Source organism: Nonomuraea sp. NBC_00507, from assembly GCF_036013525.1.
Classification (GTDB): domain Bacteria; phylum Actinomycetota; class Actinomycetes; order Streptosporangiales; family Streptosporangiaceae; genus Nonomuraea.
This window is the reverse complement of sequence record NZ_CP107853.1, coordinates 2,869,924-2,886,508: the sequence shown is the minus strand read 5'-3', so window position 1 is coordinate 2,886,508 and position 16,585 is coordinate 2,869,924. Positions and strand designations below refer to the sequence as shown.

Annotated in this window: 17 protein-coding genes; 9 read left to right on the top strand and 8 right to left on the bottom strand. The window is 68.1% G+C overall.

Translation table 11 applies throughout. From position 1 onward, the window contains the following. Positions 1 to 19: 19 nt before the first annotated feature. Complete coding sequence (locus OHA25_RS14700) at positions 20 to 532, top strand: GNAT family N-acetyltransferase (RefSeq protein WP_327588118.1); 513 nt, start codon at positions 20 to 22, stop codon at positions 530 to 532. A 180-nt stretch (positions 533 to 712) separates the two neighbouring features. Continuing rightward, positions 713 to 1,645, top strand: coding sequence for an RNA polymerase sigma-70 factor (locus tag OHA25_RS14695; protein WP_327588117.1), 933 nt, complete (start codon positions 713 to 715; stop codon positions 1,643 to 1,645). Between the two features lie 15 nt (positions 1,646 to 1,660). Here OHA25_RS14695 and OHA25_RS14690 read toward each other — a convergent pair whose 3' ends face one another. Further along, a complete protein-coding gene (locus OHA25_RS14690) occupies positions 1,661 to 2,872 on the bottom strand; it encodes a low temperature requirement protein A (RefSeq protein WP_327588116.1) in 1,212 nt (403 codons plus the stop codon). Positions 2,873 to 3,025: 153 nt separating this feature from the next. Further along, a complete protein-coding gene (locus OHA25_RS14685; protein WP_327588115.1) occupies positions 3,026 to 3,379 on the bottom strand; it encodes an ArsR/SmtB family transcription factor in 354 nt (117 codons plus the stop codon). A 54-nt stretch (positions 3,380 to 3,433) separates the two neighbouring features. Between OHA25_RS14685 and OHA25_RS14680 the strand changes: the two genes are divergently transcribed. The 3 genes from OHA25_RS14680 (at position 3,434) to rpoB (ending at position 9,346) form a co-directional block, all read left to right on the top strand. Then, positions 3,434 to 4,201 carry an SDR family NAD(P)-dependent oxidoreductase gene (locus OHA25_RS14680; RefSeq protein ID WP_327588114.1) on the top strand — a complete coding sequence of 256 codons (768 nt, stop codon included), beginning with the start codon at positions 3,434 to 3,436 and terminating at the stop codon, positions 4,199 to 4,201. Between the two features lie 507 nt (positions 4,202 to 4,708). Next, on the top strand, positions 4,709 to 5,614 hold the full coding sequence (locus tag OHA25_RS14675; RefSeq protein ID WP_327588113.1) for a class I SAM-dependent methyltransferase: 906 nt from the start codon (positions 4,709 to 4,711) through the stop codon (positions 5,612 to 5,614). A gap of 276 nt (positions 5,615 to 5,890) precedes the next feature. Then, a complete protein-coding gene (gene rpoB / locus OHA25_RS14670) occupies positions 5,891 to 9,346 on the top strand; it encodes a DNA-directed RNA polymerase subunit beta (RefSeq protein WP_327588112.1) in 3,456 nt (1,151 codons plus the stop codon). Between the two features lie 83 nt (positions 9,347 to 9,429). Here rpoB and OHA25_RS14665 read toward each other — a convergent pair whose 3' ends face one another. The 3 genes from OHA25_RS14665 to OHA25_RS14655 form a co-directional block, all read right to left on the bottom strand. Continuing rightward, entirely contained in the window at positions 9,430 to 9,948 is a 519-nt protein-coding gene (locus OHA25_RS14665; RefSeq protein ID WP_327588111.1) for a pyridoxamine 5'-phosphate oxidase family protein, read from the bottom strand. A 68-nt stretch (positions 9,949 to 10,016) separates the two neighbouring features. Continuing rightward, positions 10,017 to 10,244: a hypothetical protein gene (locus OHA25_RS14660; RefSeq protein ID WP_327588110.1), complete on the bottom strand. Its 228-nt coding sequence runs from the start codon at positions 10,242 to 10,244 to the stop codon at positions 10,017 to 10,019. Positions 10,245 to 10,430: 186 nt separating this feature from the next. Beyond that, positions 10,431 to 10,841 carry a VOC family protein gene (locus tag OHA25_RS14655; RefSeq protein ID WP_327588109.1) on the bottom strand — a complete coding sequence of 137 codons (411 nt, stop codon included), beginning with the start codon at positions 10,839 to 10,841 and terminating at the stop codon, positions 10,431 to 10,433. A 146-nt stretch (positions 10,842 to 10,987) separates the two neighbouring features. Here OHA25_RS14655 and OHA25_RS14650 point away from each other — a divergent pair, with 146 nt between their 5' ends. Next, a complete protein-coding gene (locus OHA25_RS14650; RefSeq protein ID WP_327588108.1) occupies positions 10,988 to 11,539 on the top strand; it encodes an alpha/beta hydrolase in 552 nt (183 codons plus the stop codon). A 51-nt stretch (positions 11,540 to 11,590) separates the two neighbouring features. On the opposite strand, the gene OHA25_RS14645 is transcribed toward OHA25_RS14650, so the two are convergent. The 3 genes from OHA25_RS14645 to OHA25_RS14635 form a co-directional block, all read right to left on the bottom strand. Further along, complete coding sequence (locus OHA25_RS14645; RefSeq protein WP_327588107.1) at positions 11,591 to 12,412, bottom strand: nucleotidyltransferase domain-containing protein; 822 nt, start codon at positions 12,410 to 12,412, stop codon at positions 11,591 to 11,593. 232 nt (positions 12,413 to 12,644) lie between these two features. After that, entirely contained in the window at positions 12,645 to 12,998 is a 354-nt protein-coding gene (locus OHA25_RS14640) for a hypothetical protein (protein WP_327588106.1), read from the bottom strand. 144 nt (positions 12,999 to 13,142) lie between these two features. Further along, on the bottom strand, positions 13,143 to 14,453 hold the full coding sequence (locus OHA25_RS14635; protein WP_327588105.1) for an MDR family MFS transporter: 1,311 nt from the start codon (positions 14,451 to 14,453) through the stop codon (positions 13,143 to 13,145). A 48-nt stretch (positions 14,454 to 14,501) separates the two neighbouring features. Here OHA25_RS14635 and OHA25_RS14630 point away from each other — a divergent pair, with 48 nt between their 5' ends. From OHA25_RS14630 to OHA25_RS14620, 3 genes are all read left to right on the top strand, one after another. Further along, on the top strand, positions 14,502 to 15,488 hold the full coding sequence (locus OHA25_RS14630) for an ArsR/SmtB family transcription factor (RefSeq protein ID WP_327588104.1): 987 nt from the start codon (positions 14,502 to 14,504) through the stop codon (positions 15,486 to 15,488). An 86-nt stretch (positions 15,489 to 15,574) separates the two neighbouring features. After that, positions 15,575 to 16,054, top strand: coding sequence for a hypothetical protein (locus OHA25_RS14625; protein WP_327588103.1), 480 nt, complete (start codon positions 15,575 to 15,577; stop codon positions 16,052 to 16,054). Positions 16,055 to 16,135: 81 nt separating this feature from the next. Next, the gene (locus OHA25_RS14620; protein ID WP_327588102.1) at positions 16,136 to 16,519 is read left to right on the top strand and encodes a VOC family protein; all 384 of its coding nucleotides are present in this window, start codon (positions 16,136 to 16,138) and stop codon (positions 16,517 to 16,519) included. Positions 16,520 to 16,585: the final 66 nt, after the last annotated feature.

The window sequence follows — 16,585 nt, the reverse complement described above, 5'->3', positions numbered from 1 at the left end:
AAAAGGACTCATACCTCTTATGACCACCTCGTGGATCACCCGCCCCGAAACCGCCGCCGACCATGGCCAGATCCGCGAGGTCAACCTCGCCGCCTTCCCCACCTCTCACGAGGCCGACCTCGTCGAGGCTCTGCGTGCCGACCCGCAGGCATGGATCCCCGGCCTGTCCTGGGTCGCCCAGGCTCCCGACGGCGGCATCGCCGGGTTCGCGCTGCTCACCCGCTGCCTCGTCGACGGCTCTCCAGCGCTCACCCTGGGCCCGTGCGCCGTCAAACCTGAGCACCAGCGGCGCGGTGCCGGTTCGGCCGCCATCCACGCCGCCCTGCGAGCCGCCCGCGAGCAGGGCGAGAACCTCGTGCTCGTGCTCGGCCACGCCGAGTACTACCCGCGTTTCGGCTTCACACCGGCCTCCGGATACTCCATCCGGCCGCCCTTCGACGTCGAGGACAAATACATGATGGCGCTGGTCTTCGACCCCACCCGGCCCGTGCCGACCGGCACCATCCGCTACCCGGCGGCGTTCGGAGTCTGACCCCGGTGCGCACCTGCTAGCAGGGCGGCGATGATCGCCGCGTAGCATGGCGTGACCGAGAGATCTTCCTGGACTGTTACTCGCCATCGGCCTGGCCCCGTCGCTCAAGGGGTAGGGCGGCAGATAACGGTCCAGGAAGGTCCCGGACTACCGGCGAAAGGGGACGCCGGAGCAGGGGTGATGACTGTGGCGGATACCGTGCCGGCGAGTGAATCCGGCGAACCGGAAGATCTCGAACAGGCTGCGGCGGTGTTCGCCGGTGTCCGGCCGCGCCTGTTCGGGATCGCGTACCGGATGCTGTCCAGCGTCACCGAGGCCGAGGATCTGGTGCAGGAGGTCTGGCTGCGCTGGCAGCGCTATGACCGCTCCACGGTGGACAACCCGCCCGCGTTCCTGGCCAAGACGATCACGCGGCTGGCCATCAACGCCGCTCAGTCCGCCCGCTCCCGCCGTGAGACCTACATCGGCCCGTGGCTGCCCGAGCCCGTCGACACCAGCGCGGATCCACACCTCGGCGCGGAGCGGGGTGAGGCTCTGGAGTTCGCGGTCCTGCTTCTGCTGGAGAGGCTCTCACCCACGGAACGGGCGGCGTACGTGCTGCGGGAGGCGTTCGAGTACCCCTACCGGCAGATCGCCGACATCATCCAGCTCAACGAGCCGGCCGTACGCCAGCTCGTCAGCAGAGCCCGCAAGCGCGTGCTCGTCGAACGACGCACGCCCGTGACCAGGGACGAACAACGCAGGCTGCTGAAGGCCTTCGTCGCCGCAGCCCGCGCCGGCGACCTGACCGCGCTGGAAGAGCTCTTCGCCGCCGACGTGATCAGCTACACCGACAGCGGCGGCGTCGTGCGCGGCGCCACCCGCTTTCCTGTGGTGGGGGCGTCGCGGCTGGCGAAGGTCGTCAGGGCGTTCTCGCCCCGCTTCTGGGCCGGGGTAGAGGTGGCCTGGGGGAGCACGAACGGGCAGCCCTCCGCGCTGCTGAGCCGCGACGGGCGGGTGTTCGGGGTCATCACGGTCAACGCCTCGGAGCAGGGCATCGACCAGGTCCTGTGGATGGTGAACCCGGCCAAGCTCACCGCAGTGTCCACCGGCTCCGACCCGGCGCAAGCGTGATCCTTGTGGTCTCCTTCACGACACGCCAGAGCTGGAGGGCTCCGGCTCAGGGCGACGCACTCCGGCGCGAGCCCGAACCGCCGTGGTCGCGATCGTGACGGCGACCAGCAGAACGCAGCCGGCGGTGATCGCCGCGACCACGCCGGCCACTCCGATCGGGCGTGAGGCGAGCGGCAGCAGCAGGATGCCGGTGACGCAGACCACAACTGCGGCGGGACGGATGACGGGCTCTGCGACGAGGGCGTGCACCGCCCACAACGCAGCGAGATACACGGCGACCGGGATGGCGACGGCGTAGCCGAGTGCCAGCGGTGACGCCGCGATGTCGTGCCCGCTCTGCTCCACCGCCACTTCGAGCCCGGCGCCGAGGGCCGCCAGGGCCGCGAAGATGCCGTAGTGGCCGTATCCCCACAGCCATGACCGATGACGGCGGTCATGGAGACCTTCCCCCGACTCTATGAGGAAGTAGAGCCACCAAAGAGCGAACAACAGGACGAGGCCGCAGACGGCGATGACGATGAAAGGGCTGCTGATCTCGTCCGCTTCGAGCGCTCTTTCCACTCCCCTGCTCGCGGCCAGGACGCTCTCACCGAGCAGAATGATCGTGAACAGGCCGTAGCGCTCGGCGATGTGGTGCGGGTGCCAGTTGGTGGCCCTGGCCCCTCCCGCCCACCGGGGTACAGCGAGCTCGAGGATGGCCAGGCCGACGTAGGACGGCAGATCGGCGAATGCGGGCAGGCCACCCGCTTCCGCGAGGAGGAAGCGAAGAATCCATCCCAGCTGCAGGATGCTGAGGCCGGCGGCGTAGCGCAGCGCGGTGCGACGGCCGGCCGGGTCTTCGAGGCCGGCTCGCAGCCATTGGGCGACGAGACCGATCCTCATGACGAGGTAGCCCAGTGTGACGATCCTGTAGTCGGAGTGCTCGGCCGCGGCGGGCACACCGGCGGCGAGGACCAGCACACCGGCCATCTGCACCATGGTCAGCAGCCGGTAGGCGACATCGTCGGTGTCGTAGGCCGAGGCGAACCACGTGAAGTTCATCCACGCCCACCAGATCGCGAAGAACACCTGCAGGAACGGGACCAGACCGGTGAGGGCATGACCGTCGGCGATGCTGTGCGCGAACTGGGCGGTGACGGCCGCGACCGCGACCACGAAGGTGAGATCGAACAGCAGCTCGAGCTGGCTCGAAGCGCGGTGCGGCTCATCGATGGCACGCGCGCTCATCCGAACCCGGATCCGGATGGTGGTGCTGGCTGGTGGCAAGCTCTCGCTCCTGTCGGTCCGCAACACCTGGTCGGTCTGAAAGACCGGACAGCATGCCGAATTGTGACAGCGCGGCACCCAGCACGTTGAGGACTCGAGCGATCGTCAGCGCCTTCAGGCAGGCTGCCGATCGTCCTTCAGACTCACCTGGTGACCGATTTCCTCATCCTCGGCCGCGGCCAGCACCACCTGGAGGAGCCCGGGGAAGCGGGCCTGCAGATCCTGTGTGCGTAAGGCCACGAAGCAGCGGGTGCCCTCCTGACGGGTGCGGGTCAGCCCGGCATCACGCAGGACTCGCAGATGGTGGCTGAGCGTCGACTTGGCCACCGGCGCCCGCAATTCGCCCCACCCGCGCTCACGACCGTCCGCCAGCACCCGCACCAGACCGACCCGGATGGGATCACTGAGGGCGGCCATCACCGCGGTCAGCCCGATCTCGCCCACTTCGGGGTGGTGCACCTGCTTCATTCCACCATGATAGCTTGTTCGATGTTTCACGAACAACGAACAAAGGAGGGCGACATGACCGTCCCACCCGCCAGGCACCTGCAAAACCATGTCGCGATCGTCACCGGAGCCGGATCCGGGATCGGCCGCGCCACCGCGATCGCCCTCGCCCGCGCCGGAGCGCACGTGCTCGGCGTCGGACGCCGCGCCGAAGCCCTGCATCAGACCGCCGCCCACCATCCGAACATCACCACCCTGGCCGCCGACATCACCTCCGCCGGCGCGCCACCCGCGATCATCGAGGCGGCCGTCGACCGCTGGGGGCGCCTGGACGTCCTGGTCAACAACGCCGGCGCCACCGCCGTCATGACTCTGGCCGAGACCGACGCCGCACGCATCGCCGACCTCCTGTCCCTCAACGTCACCGCGCCGAGCCTGCTCGCCCACGCCGCGCTGCCGCACCTGCGCGCCAACCGCGGCACGATCATCAACATCTCCAGCACCTACGGCCACTGCCCCCTGCCCGGCGCCGCCCACTACGCCGCCACCAAGGCCGCCCTGGAGCAGCTGACCCGCAGCTGGGCGCTGGAGCTGGCCGCCGACGGCATCCGCGTCAACGCCCTTGCCCCCGGCCCCACAGAAAGCGAGGCCCTGACCGCGGCCGGCCTGCCCGACACCGTGGTCGAGCAGATCAAGCAAGACGAGACCGCCCGCATCCCGCTCGGTCGCCGCGGCACTCCCGAGGAAGTGGCTGCCTGGATCGTGCACCTCGCCGACCCCGGTGCCACCTGGATCACCGGCCAGGTCCTCACCATCGACGGCGGCCTGGAACTCACCACCTGAAGACTCTCTTCCCGCGGGCGCGGGCAGCCTCCACGCGGGCAGCGGCAGCGGTTGGCTCCTTGGCCGGGCCGCCGTGGTGCGGCAGTCCGGCGGGCACGGGGTCATCCGTCGGGCGGCATGGCCGGTTGCGCATGGCGCCAGTGAGGTGACCTCATCCTCAGGGCCGGGTGTATGCCGATGCCCTGGTTCCGGGAGGTCCGTCGGGCGATGATGACCCTCGTCAACTGGCTGGTCACCAACGTGTGCGAGGTGCCGAACCCCGCCACAGGCGGCCCTGCCGCCCGCAACGCGTACATCCGGCGGTGTGCCGCGGGCGAGGAGCCCGCAGGCGTTCCGGTTCCCCTCGCGGCGACCATCACTCGTAACGCGCCGGTGGCGGCGATCGATACGTGCCCGAATCCGTTTCAGCCATCCGCTCGCCCGGCTGTTGGAACTCCCAGCGACCTCTCCATGACCATGCGGCAAACTCTCTTCTGCCTCGGAAACCGGGGCTGCTAGCGTCCGGGCATGTCGACACCGGATCTCACCGCCGCGCTCGAGCGCATTCCCGGCTGGTTCTGGCCGACCGACCAGCGCCTGTTCGAGTGGTTCCTGTCGGGTGGCGCCTCGGGCGACGTCCTCGAACTCGGGACGTACCTCGGCAAGAGCGCCGTCCTGATCGGCGGGCATATGCGGCAGGGAGAGACCTTCACCGTTTGCGACCTGTTCGAGTCGGACGCGCCGGACGCGCACAACAACGCCGAGACCACGGGGTCGTACTCGACGCTCACCCGCCACCAGTTCGAGCAGAACTATCTGAGCGTCCACGACACCCTGCCCGAGATCGTGCACGGGCCGACGTCGATCATCCTCGATCATGTGAAGGCGGACACCTGCAGGTTCGTTCACGTCGACGCGTCGCACCTGTACGCACACGTCAAGGGTGACGTCCTGGCGGCGCGGACCGTGCTCAAGGAGGATGGGATCGTCGTCTTCGACGACTACCGCAGCGAGCACACGCCGGGCGTCGCGCTCGCGGTCTGGGAGGCGGTCGCCGGCCTCGGGCTGGCGCCGGTCTGCATCAGCACGCAGAAGCTGTACGCCACGTGGGGCGATCCGTTGCCCGTCCAGCGGCGCCTGCTCGAATGGCTCAAGTCCCGTACCGATCTGTGGCACACGACGGATGCCCTCGGGGATCGGGAGCTCGTACGCGTCAACCAGCGCAAGAAGCCGAAGCCCGCGTCGCCGGAGAGCGACCTGGACCGGCTCACCACCGAGTTGCGGCGCACGACGGCGAAGCTGAAAGAGGTCACGGCGGAGTCGCAGAATGCCGTTCAGGCGCTGAAGAAGGCCACCAGAGAGGTCAGCCTGCTCGGCCCGGTCGCGCATCGTGCGGCCGGCTGGCTTCGCCGACGCTCCACTCCTCGAAAGTAGTTTCTCGCCGCCTTTACCCGGGCCGGCGACGTTATCCCGACTATCAGGAGGAACTACCGACGAGCGGCATTGGGGATTGACAAGCGGAGCGGCATACGCCATTATGAAAATGCGACCGGGAAGATTGGTCTGCGTGAGCGTGGACAAATTCTATTAGAGCGAGTACGCTCGGGCTTCCACGCTCCCTTTTTTGACGACCCGCGATGCTTGCTCACGTTGCGAGGTTGTCTGGCGTGCGTGTAGTCAGTCCGCCGCGAGCCCTCGGAAGGACATCTGTTGGCAGCCTCGCGCAACGCCTCCGCCGTACCCGCTGGTCCCCGTCTCGTCTCTTTCGCGCGCATCCAGGAGCCTCTCGAAGTTCCTGACCTTCTCGCTCTGCAGACCGAGTCGTTTGATTGGCTGCTCGGAAACGAGAAGTGGAAGGCCCGGGTAGAGGCGGCTCGTCAGGCCGGGCGCAAGGACGTCCCGACCCAGTCGGGCCTCGAAGAGATCTTCGAAGAGATCAGTCCCATCGAGGACTTCTCGGGGACCATGTCCTTGTCGTTCCGCGACCACCGGTTCGAGCCGCCGAAGTACTCAGTCGATGAGTGCAAAGACAAGGACATGACCTTCTCCGCCCCGATGTTCGTGACGGCGGAGTTCATCAATAACACCACTGGTGAGATCAAGAGCCAGACGGTGTTCATGGGTGATTTCCCGCTCATGACGCCGAAGGGCACGTTCATCATCAACGGCACCGAGCGTGTCGTGGTCTCGCAGCTGGTCCGTTCGCCCGGCGTCTACTTCGAACGTAATGTCGACAAGACGTCGGACAAGGATCTGTACGGCTGCAAGGTCATCCCGTCGCGTGGTGCCTGGCTCGAGTTCGAGATCGACAAGCGTGACAGTGTCGGTGTGCGCATCGACCGTAAGCGCAAGCAGGCCGTCACCGTGCTTCTCAAGGCACTGGGATGGACCAGCGACAAGATCCTCGAGCGGTTCGGCCAGTACGAGTCGATGCGGGCCACCCTGGAGAAGGACCACACGGCCGGCCAGGATGACGCGCTGCTGGACATCTACCGCAAGCTGCGGCCGGGTGAGCCGCCGACCAAGGAGTCGGCGCAGACTCTGCTGGAGAATCTCTACTTCAACCCCAAGCGGTACGACCTGGCCAAGGTGGGCCGCTACAAGATCAACAAGAAGCTCGGTGTCGACTCGGAGATCACGCACGGCACGCTGACCGAAGACGACATCGTCTCGATGATCGAATACATCGTCCGGCTGCACGCCGGCGAGGCTTCGATGGGTGAGGTCGTCGTGGAGATCGACGACATCGACCACTTCGGCAACCGCCGCATCCGCAGTGTCGGCGAGCTGATCCAGAACCAGGTCCGCCTGGGCCTGGCCCGCATGGAGCGCGTCGTGCGTGAGCGCATGACCACGCAGGACGTCGAGGCGATCACGCCGCAGACCCTGATCAACATTCGCCCGGTCGTGGCGTCAATGAAGGAGTTCTTCGGCACCTCGCAGCTGTCGCAGTTCATGGACCAGACCAACCCGCTGGCCGGCCTGACCCACAAGAGGCGTCTGAACGCGCTCGGCCCCGGTGGTCTGTCCCGTGAGCGGGCGGGCATGGAGGTCCGTGACGTGCACCCGTCCCACTACGGCCGGATGTGCCCGATCGAGACCCCCGAAGGCCCGAACATCGGCCTCATCGGCTACCTCGCGTGCTTCGGGCGCCTCAACCCCTTCGGCTTCGTCGAGACGCCTTACCGCAAGGTCGTCGACGGCAAGGTGACCTCCCAGGTCGACTACCTCACCGCTGATGAGGAGGACCGCTATATCATCGCCCAGGCGAACTCCGCGCTGACGGAGGACGGCAGCTTCGCTGAAAACCGGGTGCTCGTACGGCGCAAGGGTGGCGAGTTCGAGCACATCCGCTCGGGCGACGTGCACTACATGGACGTGTCGCCGCGCCAGATGGTGTCGGTGGCCACGGCGATGATCCCGTTCCTCGAGCATGACGACGCCAACCGGGCGTTGATGGGCGCGAACATGCAGCGGCAGTCGGTGCCGCTGCTCAAGAGCGAGGCGCCGCTGGTCGGCACCGGCATGGAATACCGTGCCGCGACCGACGCCGGTGACGTCATCAGCGCCGAGAAGGCGGGCGTGGTGGAGGAGGTCTCGGCCGACTACATCACCGTGATGAACGACGATGGCACCCGCACCACCTACCGGGTGGCCAAGTTCAAGCGCTCCAACCAGGGCACGAGCTTCAACCAGAAGCCCATCGTCGCCGAGGGTGACCGGGTGGAGGTCAACCAGGTCATCGCCGACGGCCCGTGCACCGACAAGGGCGAGATGGCGCTGGGTAAGAACCTGCTGGTGGCGTTCATGCCGTGGGAGGGCCACAACTACGAAGACGCCATCATCTTGTCTCAGCGGCTGGTCCAGGACGACGTGCTGTCCTCGATCCACATCGAGGAGCACGAGGTCGACGCCCGGGACACCAAGCTCGGCCCCGAAGAGATCACCCGGGACATCCCGAACGTGTCGGAGGAGGTCCTGGCCGACCTCGACGAGCGCGGCATCATCCGGATCGGCGCCGAGGTCGTGCCGGGTGACATCCTGGTCGGCAAGGTCACCCCGAAGGGTGAGACCGAGCTGACGCCGGAGGAGCGGCTGCTGCGTGCGATCTTCGGTGAGAAGGCGCGTGAGGTGCGCGACACCTCGCTGAAGGTGCCGCACGGCGAGCAGGGCAAGGTCATCGGGGTGCGGGTGTTCTCCCGTGAGGAGGGCGACGAGCTGCCTCCGGGTGTGAACGAGCTGGTGCGCGTGTATGTGGCGCAGAAGCGTAAGATCACCGACGGTGACAAGCTGGCCGGCCGGCACGGCAACAAGGGCGTCATCTCCAAGATCCTGCCGGTCGAGGACATGCCATTCCTGGAGGACGGCACCCCGGTCGACATCATCCTCAACCCGCTGGGCGTGCCCGGCCGGATGAACGTCGGTCAGGTGCTGGAGACCCATCTGGGGTGGATCGCCGCCCGCGGCTGGGACATCTCGGGCATCCAGGAGGCCTGGGCCGAGCGGCTGCGTGACAAGGGCTTCGAGAAGGTCGCCCCGCGCACCAACGTCGCCACCCCGGTCTTCGACGGCGCCAATGAAGAAGAGATCATCGGGCTGCTCGACAGCACTGTCCCCAACCGTGACGGGGATCGGCTGGTGCAGCGCAGTGGCAAGGCCCAACTGTTCGACGGCCGCTCCGGCGAGCCGTTCCCCTATCCCATCGCGGTCGGCTACATCTACATCCTCAAGCTGCTGCACCTGGTCGACGACAAGATTCACGCTCGGTCGACCGGCCCCTACTCCATGATCACCCAGCAGCCGCTCGGCGGTAAGGCCCAGTTCGGTGGCCAGCGCTTCGGTGAGATGGAGGTGTGGGCGCTGGAGGCGTACGGCGCCGCCTACGCCCTGCAGGAGCAGCTGACCATCAAGTCCGACGACGTCCATGGCCGCGTGAAGGTCTACGAGGCCATCGTCAAGGGCGAGAACATCCCGGAGCCCGGTATTCCGGAGTCCTTCAAGGTGCTCATCAAGGAAATGCAGTCGCTGTGCCTGAACGTCGAGGTGCTCTCCAGCGACGGCATGTCCATCGAGATGCGCGACACCGACGAGGACGTCTTCCGCGCCGCGGAGGAGCTCGGCATCGATCTGTCCCGGCGCGAGCCGAGCAGCGTGGAAGAAGTCTGAGCGCGTTAGAGCTTCAGGCCGTCCCGGCCGGTACCCGACCGGCCGGGACGGCTGGGATTCAGGCCTGTTTCATGAGGCTGCGGTCACTTGGCGGCGAGCTTCGCGACGTCGGAGGCGTAGACGGTCATCCAGTGCGGGCGCAGCCGGTAGTAGACCACGTCGTTGTCCCAGTCGAAGGCATCCTCGCCGTAGAAGTCCTTGAAGTACGCGAGCAGGTCCGGCCAGTCCTCGGCCGGCTCGCCATCCTCGGGATTGAGGATCTCCACCGTTCCGTGCGTGAACACGCCCAGGTCCTCACCGCGCATGTGCGCGACGCTGGCGGCGGGGCGGGCGGCGAGGTGGCGGGCCTTGGCCGCGCTGCGCGCCGTGCCGAAGTACCACTTGCCGTGCAGGAAGTGCCCGTCCACGCCGCTGATCCGCGGCTCGCCCTTCGCTGTCACGGTGGATAGGGCGAGGGTGCACATGCCGGTCAGGATCTGGGTGAGCTGATCCGCGGTCAGGGTGCGCTCGGTGATGATCGAGCGGAGGTGGGTGGTGGAGCGGGACAGGGATGCGTCGAGCAGGGCCTGGAGCTCGTTGAGTTCTTCTGGCGTTTCACGCATCGGGCCACTTTAGCCACGCCATCCTCGGCGTCGGCATCAACAGCGGCCTTCTGGCGAGCACACCCGGATCATTTCCCGCGAGCGGTGTCGCGCCTGCTGCGCCACTTGGCGGCATGCGGCAGCACGAACAAGTACAGACCGGTGAACAGGAGCAGGGCGAGCGGGAGCAGCGGCACGTAGGACACCCAGACGACGGGCTCCTCCTGTACCAAGGCGACGGTGGTGACGATGACGGTCACCGTAAAGGCAATGGCCAGCCAGCGGTGTATCTGCCGAACCCACTTGTTCCCGTTCATTGAGAACCTCCTTTGAAGGCGCGCGACCCCAGGCCCCAGTGACCTACCGGGTGGGGACGTTCAGCCGGTTGTAGACGTTGGTGATGGTCGACGGCAGCACCCAGACCTTTGTCGTGGGTGAGCCGATGCTCGGTGTCGCGATCGAGGCTGAGACGTGTGAGCGCTGATCGGCACTCGCCGGGCGGGTCAGCGAAGCTCCTGGATGCGTACCTGGTTGCCCGCGGGATCACGGAAGGCGCAGTCGCGCACGCCCCACGGCTGCTCCGTCGGCTCCTGAACGACGTCGGCGTCGGTGGCCTGCAGCTTCTCGAAGGTGTCGTCGAGGTCTCGGGTGGCCAGCAGGATCCAGCCGTAGGTGCCCTTGGCCATCATCTCGGCGATGGTGCGGCGCTCGTCGTCGGTGATGCCGGGGTCGGCGGCCGGGGGCGCCAGGAGGATGGACGTGCCGGGCTGGCCGACAGGGCCCACGGTGATCCAGCGCATCTTGCCGTGTCCGACATCGGTGCGTACCTCGAAGCCGAGGATGTCGCGGTAGAAGGCCAGGGAGGCGTCCGGGTCGTCGTGCGGGAGGACGGTCGTGTGAATGGTGATGTCCATGGCCGTCACGTTAGCTGCGGCCCGCTGACCAGCGCTTCTCGATTCCTGATCGGTCTGGTCACCTGTTTCACCACTCGTGGTGGGGCTGTCCGTACCGGCAAGACGCCCGACCACCGCATGGTTCCCGCCGCGCTGGCCGCGACATCGTGCTGGACAGCAACGACGACCCCGACCCGCGGCGGGTGGCACGCGCCTGGCTGGCGAACTACGCGGTAGTCGTCGAGGACCGGCAGCCGCTGCCCGTCCTGCCCCAGCCAGGCGACGCCGTAATCCAGAACGCCGCCGCCGTGGCGGGCGCCACCATCTGCAACGATGTGACCTGGTCGCGGTCGATCGAGCACCACCGCCGCGACGTACGCCGCAACCGCGCCGCCTACCCCCTCACCGCGGGCATGCCCGTCGACATGGGCCCCTGCTCCTTCTGGCACTACCAGCCGGCCGAGCCGGCCACGCGCGTCACCTCGCAGGGCCCGTCGAACATCCTCCTCATCCAGAACCTGCGCGATCCCTCCACCCCGTACAACGGCGCGCTCGAGCTGCGCCGCGCGCTCGGCGATCGCGCCCGGATGGTCGCCGTCGATTCCGGCGGCCACGGCGTCTACCTCGCCAACGGCAACTCCTGCGGCGACCGGGCCGTCACCGCCTTCCTCGCCTACGGCATCCGCCCAGCCGAGGAGACCACCTGTCCCACCAAGTGACGCCTGTCCGCCCCTGACGATCGCCCTCGCACCGCCGACCAGCAAGGGTGATCACTGCCGGTCCGCGCTCGCGATCACGTCGCGGATGAACTCACCCACCAGGCGAGGCAACCGGCGCGGGTCGCTCACAGAAGCATCGACGGACGCCGGCACCCCGAGACGGCGGGCCAGCGCCAGACGGATCAGAGGATGCCAGCGTGCCTCGAAGGTATCCAGCGCGTACTCGGCCGCGGCCTCCTTCGAGATCACCTCACCCGTCACGATCGTGTGGTGCAGCCGGGGAGGAGACAACACGGCGGCTATCGCCACCCGGTGGGCCGGGAGCAGCGGCTTGCGCCGAGGCTTACCCGACAGCGCGTTGTCGGCCCAGGTGGCCCAGTACCCGTGCAGTTGCCGCAGGTTCCATTCGCGCAGCCTGCCCGGCTCCGGGTCCAAGCCCAGCTCGTCGGGAGCCGGACCCCGTACCGTGACGCCCTTTTCCAGCAGAACCTTCCACACCACCGGATTCGTATCGAACCCCTGGCCTCGCCGAAACCGCGGCCCGCTGTGCGAAGCGAGCGGACGAATCTGCGTGACCGGCTTGCCCAGGTCCCCCGTCGCAACGAAAACGCCGTTCAACGTGCCCGGGATGTTCGGCCGGGCCCGGACCATGGCCTGCCAGGCCGCCGGAACGTTGCCCACCTTGTGCAGGAGCGCCAGTCGGCGCATGTCCCGCTCACCGAGGTCGCCGTCCACCACCGCGACGAAGTCGATATCGCTGCGCCCCTCCCGCCAGGCGCCCAGTGCGACCGAGCCGACGACGTAGAAATCGCCGATCCGCTCCGGCAGGAGCCGATCGGCCACCGACAGGTAGCGGGAAACCGCGCGCGCCACAGCGTCTGGAAGCATGCGACACAGGGTCCCAGAATCATCCGGCGAGGCTGAACCGATCACCCGCGCCGCGCAATGGCGGGCTTGTCCTGTACCTTTCATAGGCGAGGGAGCGGCTGGTACACCGCCCCACCGCTGAGCCCGGTGGCGCGCGGGGACTTGCCCGAGCTAGAACGAGCTCACGCGTGTGCGCCCTGCTGATCTCGCCGCGTGGCCAACGTTCGGTTATGGCCTTCTAGCGCAGCCACCGCAGAGCTGCGTCGGCGCAGTCCTCCGGGCTGCTGTTGAAGGCGATGGCTGCGTCGGGCGCGTGCTGCCGGACCAGGTTGACCGCCTTCTCGAAGAGTCCGAGCAACGGCTCGTGCTTGCGGATGCCGCCCCCGATCACCACGCAGACGTAGTCTTTGCGGGTCAGCGCCTCCACGATCGCTCCTTCGGGGTTCTCGTCGGGTGCCACCAGGCACCAGTCGGCCTCGATACCGTGATCGTCGAAACGGGCCTGACCGCGTGCCATCGCCGCCTGGACCGGCTCCGGGTCCCAGCCCTGGATCTTGGCGGGATCGAGACCAACCACTAGTACTCGTGCCACCGTCACGCTCCTCCTCCTCGCTGAACGTTTCCACGCCAGCGCGATGGTTGAAGGTGGCGCCTGGGTCCATCGACATTGTCGATCTCCTCCAATGGGCGCCACGTCATCCCGATCTTGCCACGCGCGCTTCTCGACGTGCTCTCGTCAGAGTGACTGGACTTTGCGCCAGCCGAGGCCGAGGACTGGGCAAGCGCGACCGAGGACAGGCTGACATGGCTTCTCCAAGTCTTGAGGTGCGGAAATAAGCTGACCGGTGCCGGACATGGTGCGCCTGCGGATCGGGCCCGCGATGAGGAGCGCGCCCAAGGCCGAGAGCGCGCCGACGAGGCCGATGACGTTCCACAACATCTGCGGCCCCAGCGGGAGCAGCGCGGTGCCGAGCAACGGCGCGACGACCGCGCCCGCCGCCCAGCTCATGCCGGAGACGCCGGCGTAGGTGCCCTGCTGTTCCGGAGGTGCGAGTGCCGCCACGATTGTGGGGAGGGTGCCTGCGATGACGATCTCCCCGGCGGTCCAGACCGCCACCGTGAGCGCGAGCCCGCGCACGTCGTGCACGAGCGCGGTGAGTGCGAAACCCGCCGCCACGAGTGCGGTGCCGGTGGCCAGGACGCGGCAGGGATCCCGCCGCGCCAGCCACGCTCCGGTCAGCGGCTGAACGGCGATGATCAGGATGCCGTTGAGCGCCATGGCCAGGCCGAAGTGCGTACGGCTGACGCCCTGCCCGGCCATGGCCAGCGGAAGGGTGGTGAACGCCTGGGCGTACAGCACGCCGTAGGCCGTGGTGACGGCGCAGACGGCGAGCATCAGCCGGTCCCGCCGTACCGCTCGCAGGCCCGCGGCCGGTGTGGGTCCCGCGCTGGGGCGGGACTCGGGCACGGTACGCCACACCACGGCGGCGAAGGCCACCGCGACGGCCGCGTTCACACCGAAGATCGCATGCGTGCCCTGATCGGCGAGCCGGCCGCCCACGACCATCGCGACGGAATAGCCGAGGTTCACCGCCCAGAAGAGCAGCCCGTACGCCCTCGGGCGGAGCGCGTACGGGACGAGGTCGGCCACCATCGCCTGCGAGGCAGGACGGTACGACTCGATGGTCAGCCCGAGCAGGAACGCGGTCGCCGCCACGACGGGGACCCCGCTCGCGGCGCCGAGCCCGACCATCGCGGCGGAGGCGGCGAGCATGCCTCCGGTGAGCGTGATCCGGCGGCCGAACCGGTCGGCCAGCCAGCCGGCGAGCACATGGGACAGCAGCGAGCCGGCGCCGAAGGCCGTCATGACGGCCCCGGCCTGCGTGAACGTGAAGCCCTGGACTTGGACCAGGTACACCGACAGGAACGGCTGCACGATCGCGCCGGTGCGGTTGATGACGGTGCCGAGCCAGAGCATCCAGAACGGGCGCGGTAACGACAGCGGACCCGGGGGTGCCGGGGACGTCCGCGAGGTGAGGACTGCCATGGCGTTCATGGTTGACCCGGGGACCTGGAACCCCTAAATGTTTAATCCGTGGCTGAATCCTCGTCATCCTCGTTCGCCGAGTTCGACTTCACCTCTGTCGACCTGGCCAGGGTGAGGTTCGCCTTCTCGCCGGTGTCTGAGGCCGTCGCGAGCCTGCGCGTGTTGCAGGACCCCAGCCGGCAGGCGATGCACCTGCCGTGGATCCGGGCGGTCCGTCCCCGGCTCGCCGGGCTGGATCTGCGGCTGCTGTTCGCGCTGGTCCCGCTCGGCCCGTACTTCGCCGACTTCCTGACGCCCCCGCCCGCCACCCCGTTGCCGGACATCGCCGCCGAACTGGAGCTGGTCGGCGCGGCCGACCTGGACGAGGCCGCCTCCGAGGCCCGGCGGCTTCACGGCGCCGACAGCCCGGTCGTGCGGGAGTTCCTCGACGACCCGGCGGCCGGTGTCGCGCGGGCGGTCGCCGAGCTGCGCCTGTACTGGGACGCGGCGATGGACAGATTCTGGCCGCAGATCCGCGGGCTGTTCGAGTCGGAGGTGCTGCGCCGTTCCCGGCAGCTGGCACGTGACGGCGCCGGTTCGATGTTCAACGACCTCCACGAGAACATCACCTGGAGCGAGGGCCGCCTTCGCGTGCGGACCCGTGCTTGGCGGCGCAGCGGGCCGATCAGCGGCGACGGCATGATCCTGATCCCGAGCGTCTTCCACTGGCCGGACACGACCGTGATGGCCGAGCCGTACCAGCCGAACCTGGTCTATCCCGTGCCCGGCGTCGGCACGATCTGGTCGCAAGGGGCCGTGCCCACCCCCGATGCGCTGGACGCCCTCATCGGAAAGACCCGCGCCCGGATCCTCGTCACTCTCAGCGACGCGGCCACAACGACCATCCTGGCGCGGCGGCTGGCGATGGCGCCCGGCGCGGTCAGCCAGCACCTGGCGGTGCTGCGACGGAGCGGCCTGATCACGCGACGCCGCAGCGGTCGCGAGGTCTTCTATGAACGATCCCAGCTGGGCGACACGCTCTGCGCCGCCTCCTGAGACCCACCTCCCTCGTCCACGCCTACGAGTCCGGGCTGGTGACGCCGGGCGACGAACGCCGGTCATGATCTTAAGGGAGTCGGCTGATGACCAACTCTGCTCCGCCCTGCCGTCTTCACGTACTCGTCGCCACCGCCGCACCCGTGGCTCTGATCATGCGCCGCGGGCCTGCCGGCTGGTGGCACCTGCGGCAATGGGACAACAAACGCGGTTGGCGTCCCCTCGAGGGAGCGGCAAAGCGGATGCCGCCCGGGTTACGCGAAGCCGTGCTCATCGGACGCGTCCAGCCGGGCGGCGACCGCGCACTGGTGCTGGCCCACACCGGGACCGATTTCCAGCGGCACGGAATCGAGGGCGTACAGGTCGATTACCTGCGCGAAGAGGATGACGGCAGCCTCACGCCGCTGCCCGAGGCGGCGGCCTGGGCCGATTGGGACAGCAAGGGCCGGCTGCTCATGGCGGCGCGTGCAGGCGTCGTCAAGCCGCTCCAGCGCGCGCATGAAGGGCACGACAGTCAGGTCGAGGTAGGCGTCGGCACCGTCGCCCTGGTCACAGGGGACATCTAACTAGCGCCTTGACCGCTCATCTCCTGCCGGCCGGTCGGCCCTCTATGGCGAGCCGGCTCGGGTTCAGGCAAGATCGTGGCCATGGTTTCGCAACTGCAGAACGTGGCGATCGACTGTGCTGACGCCTACGAGCTGGCTCGGTTCTGGAGCGAGGTGACAGGCTATCCGCTTCATCCCGAAGACCGGCCGGGCGACAAGGAGACCCAGGTGATGCTGCCGCACGGTCCGTTGCTGTTCTTCAACCAGGTGCCGGAGCCCAAAACGGTCAAGAATCGCCTCCATCTCTGCCTCCGCCCTGAAACCTCGCGGGAGGAGGAGGTCGAGCGGTTGCTCGGTCTGGGCGCCGGCTTCGTCGCCGACCATCGCGGCCCGGACGGGTTGGGCTGGGTCATCCTCACCGATCCTGAAGGCAATGAGTTCTGCGTCCTGCGCGGCGAATCCGATCACGCCAGGCCAGGCGTCTGACCTGTGCTTGGCCGGCCGCCTGAACCGTCGCCCCGCTGCGGCGCGCCGACGAGCCGGGCAGGGCGG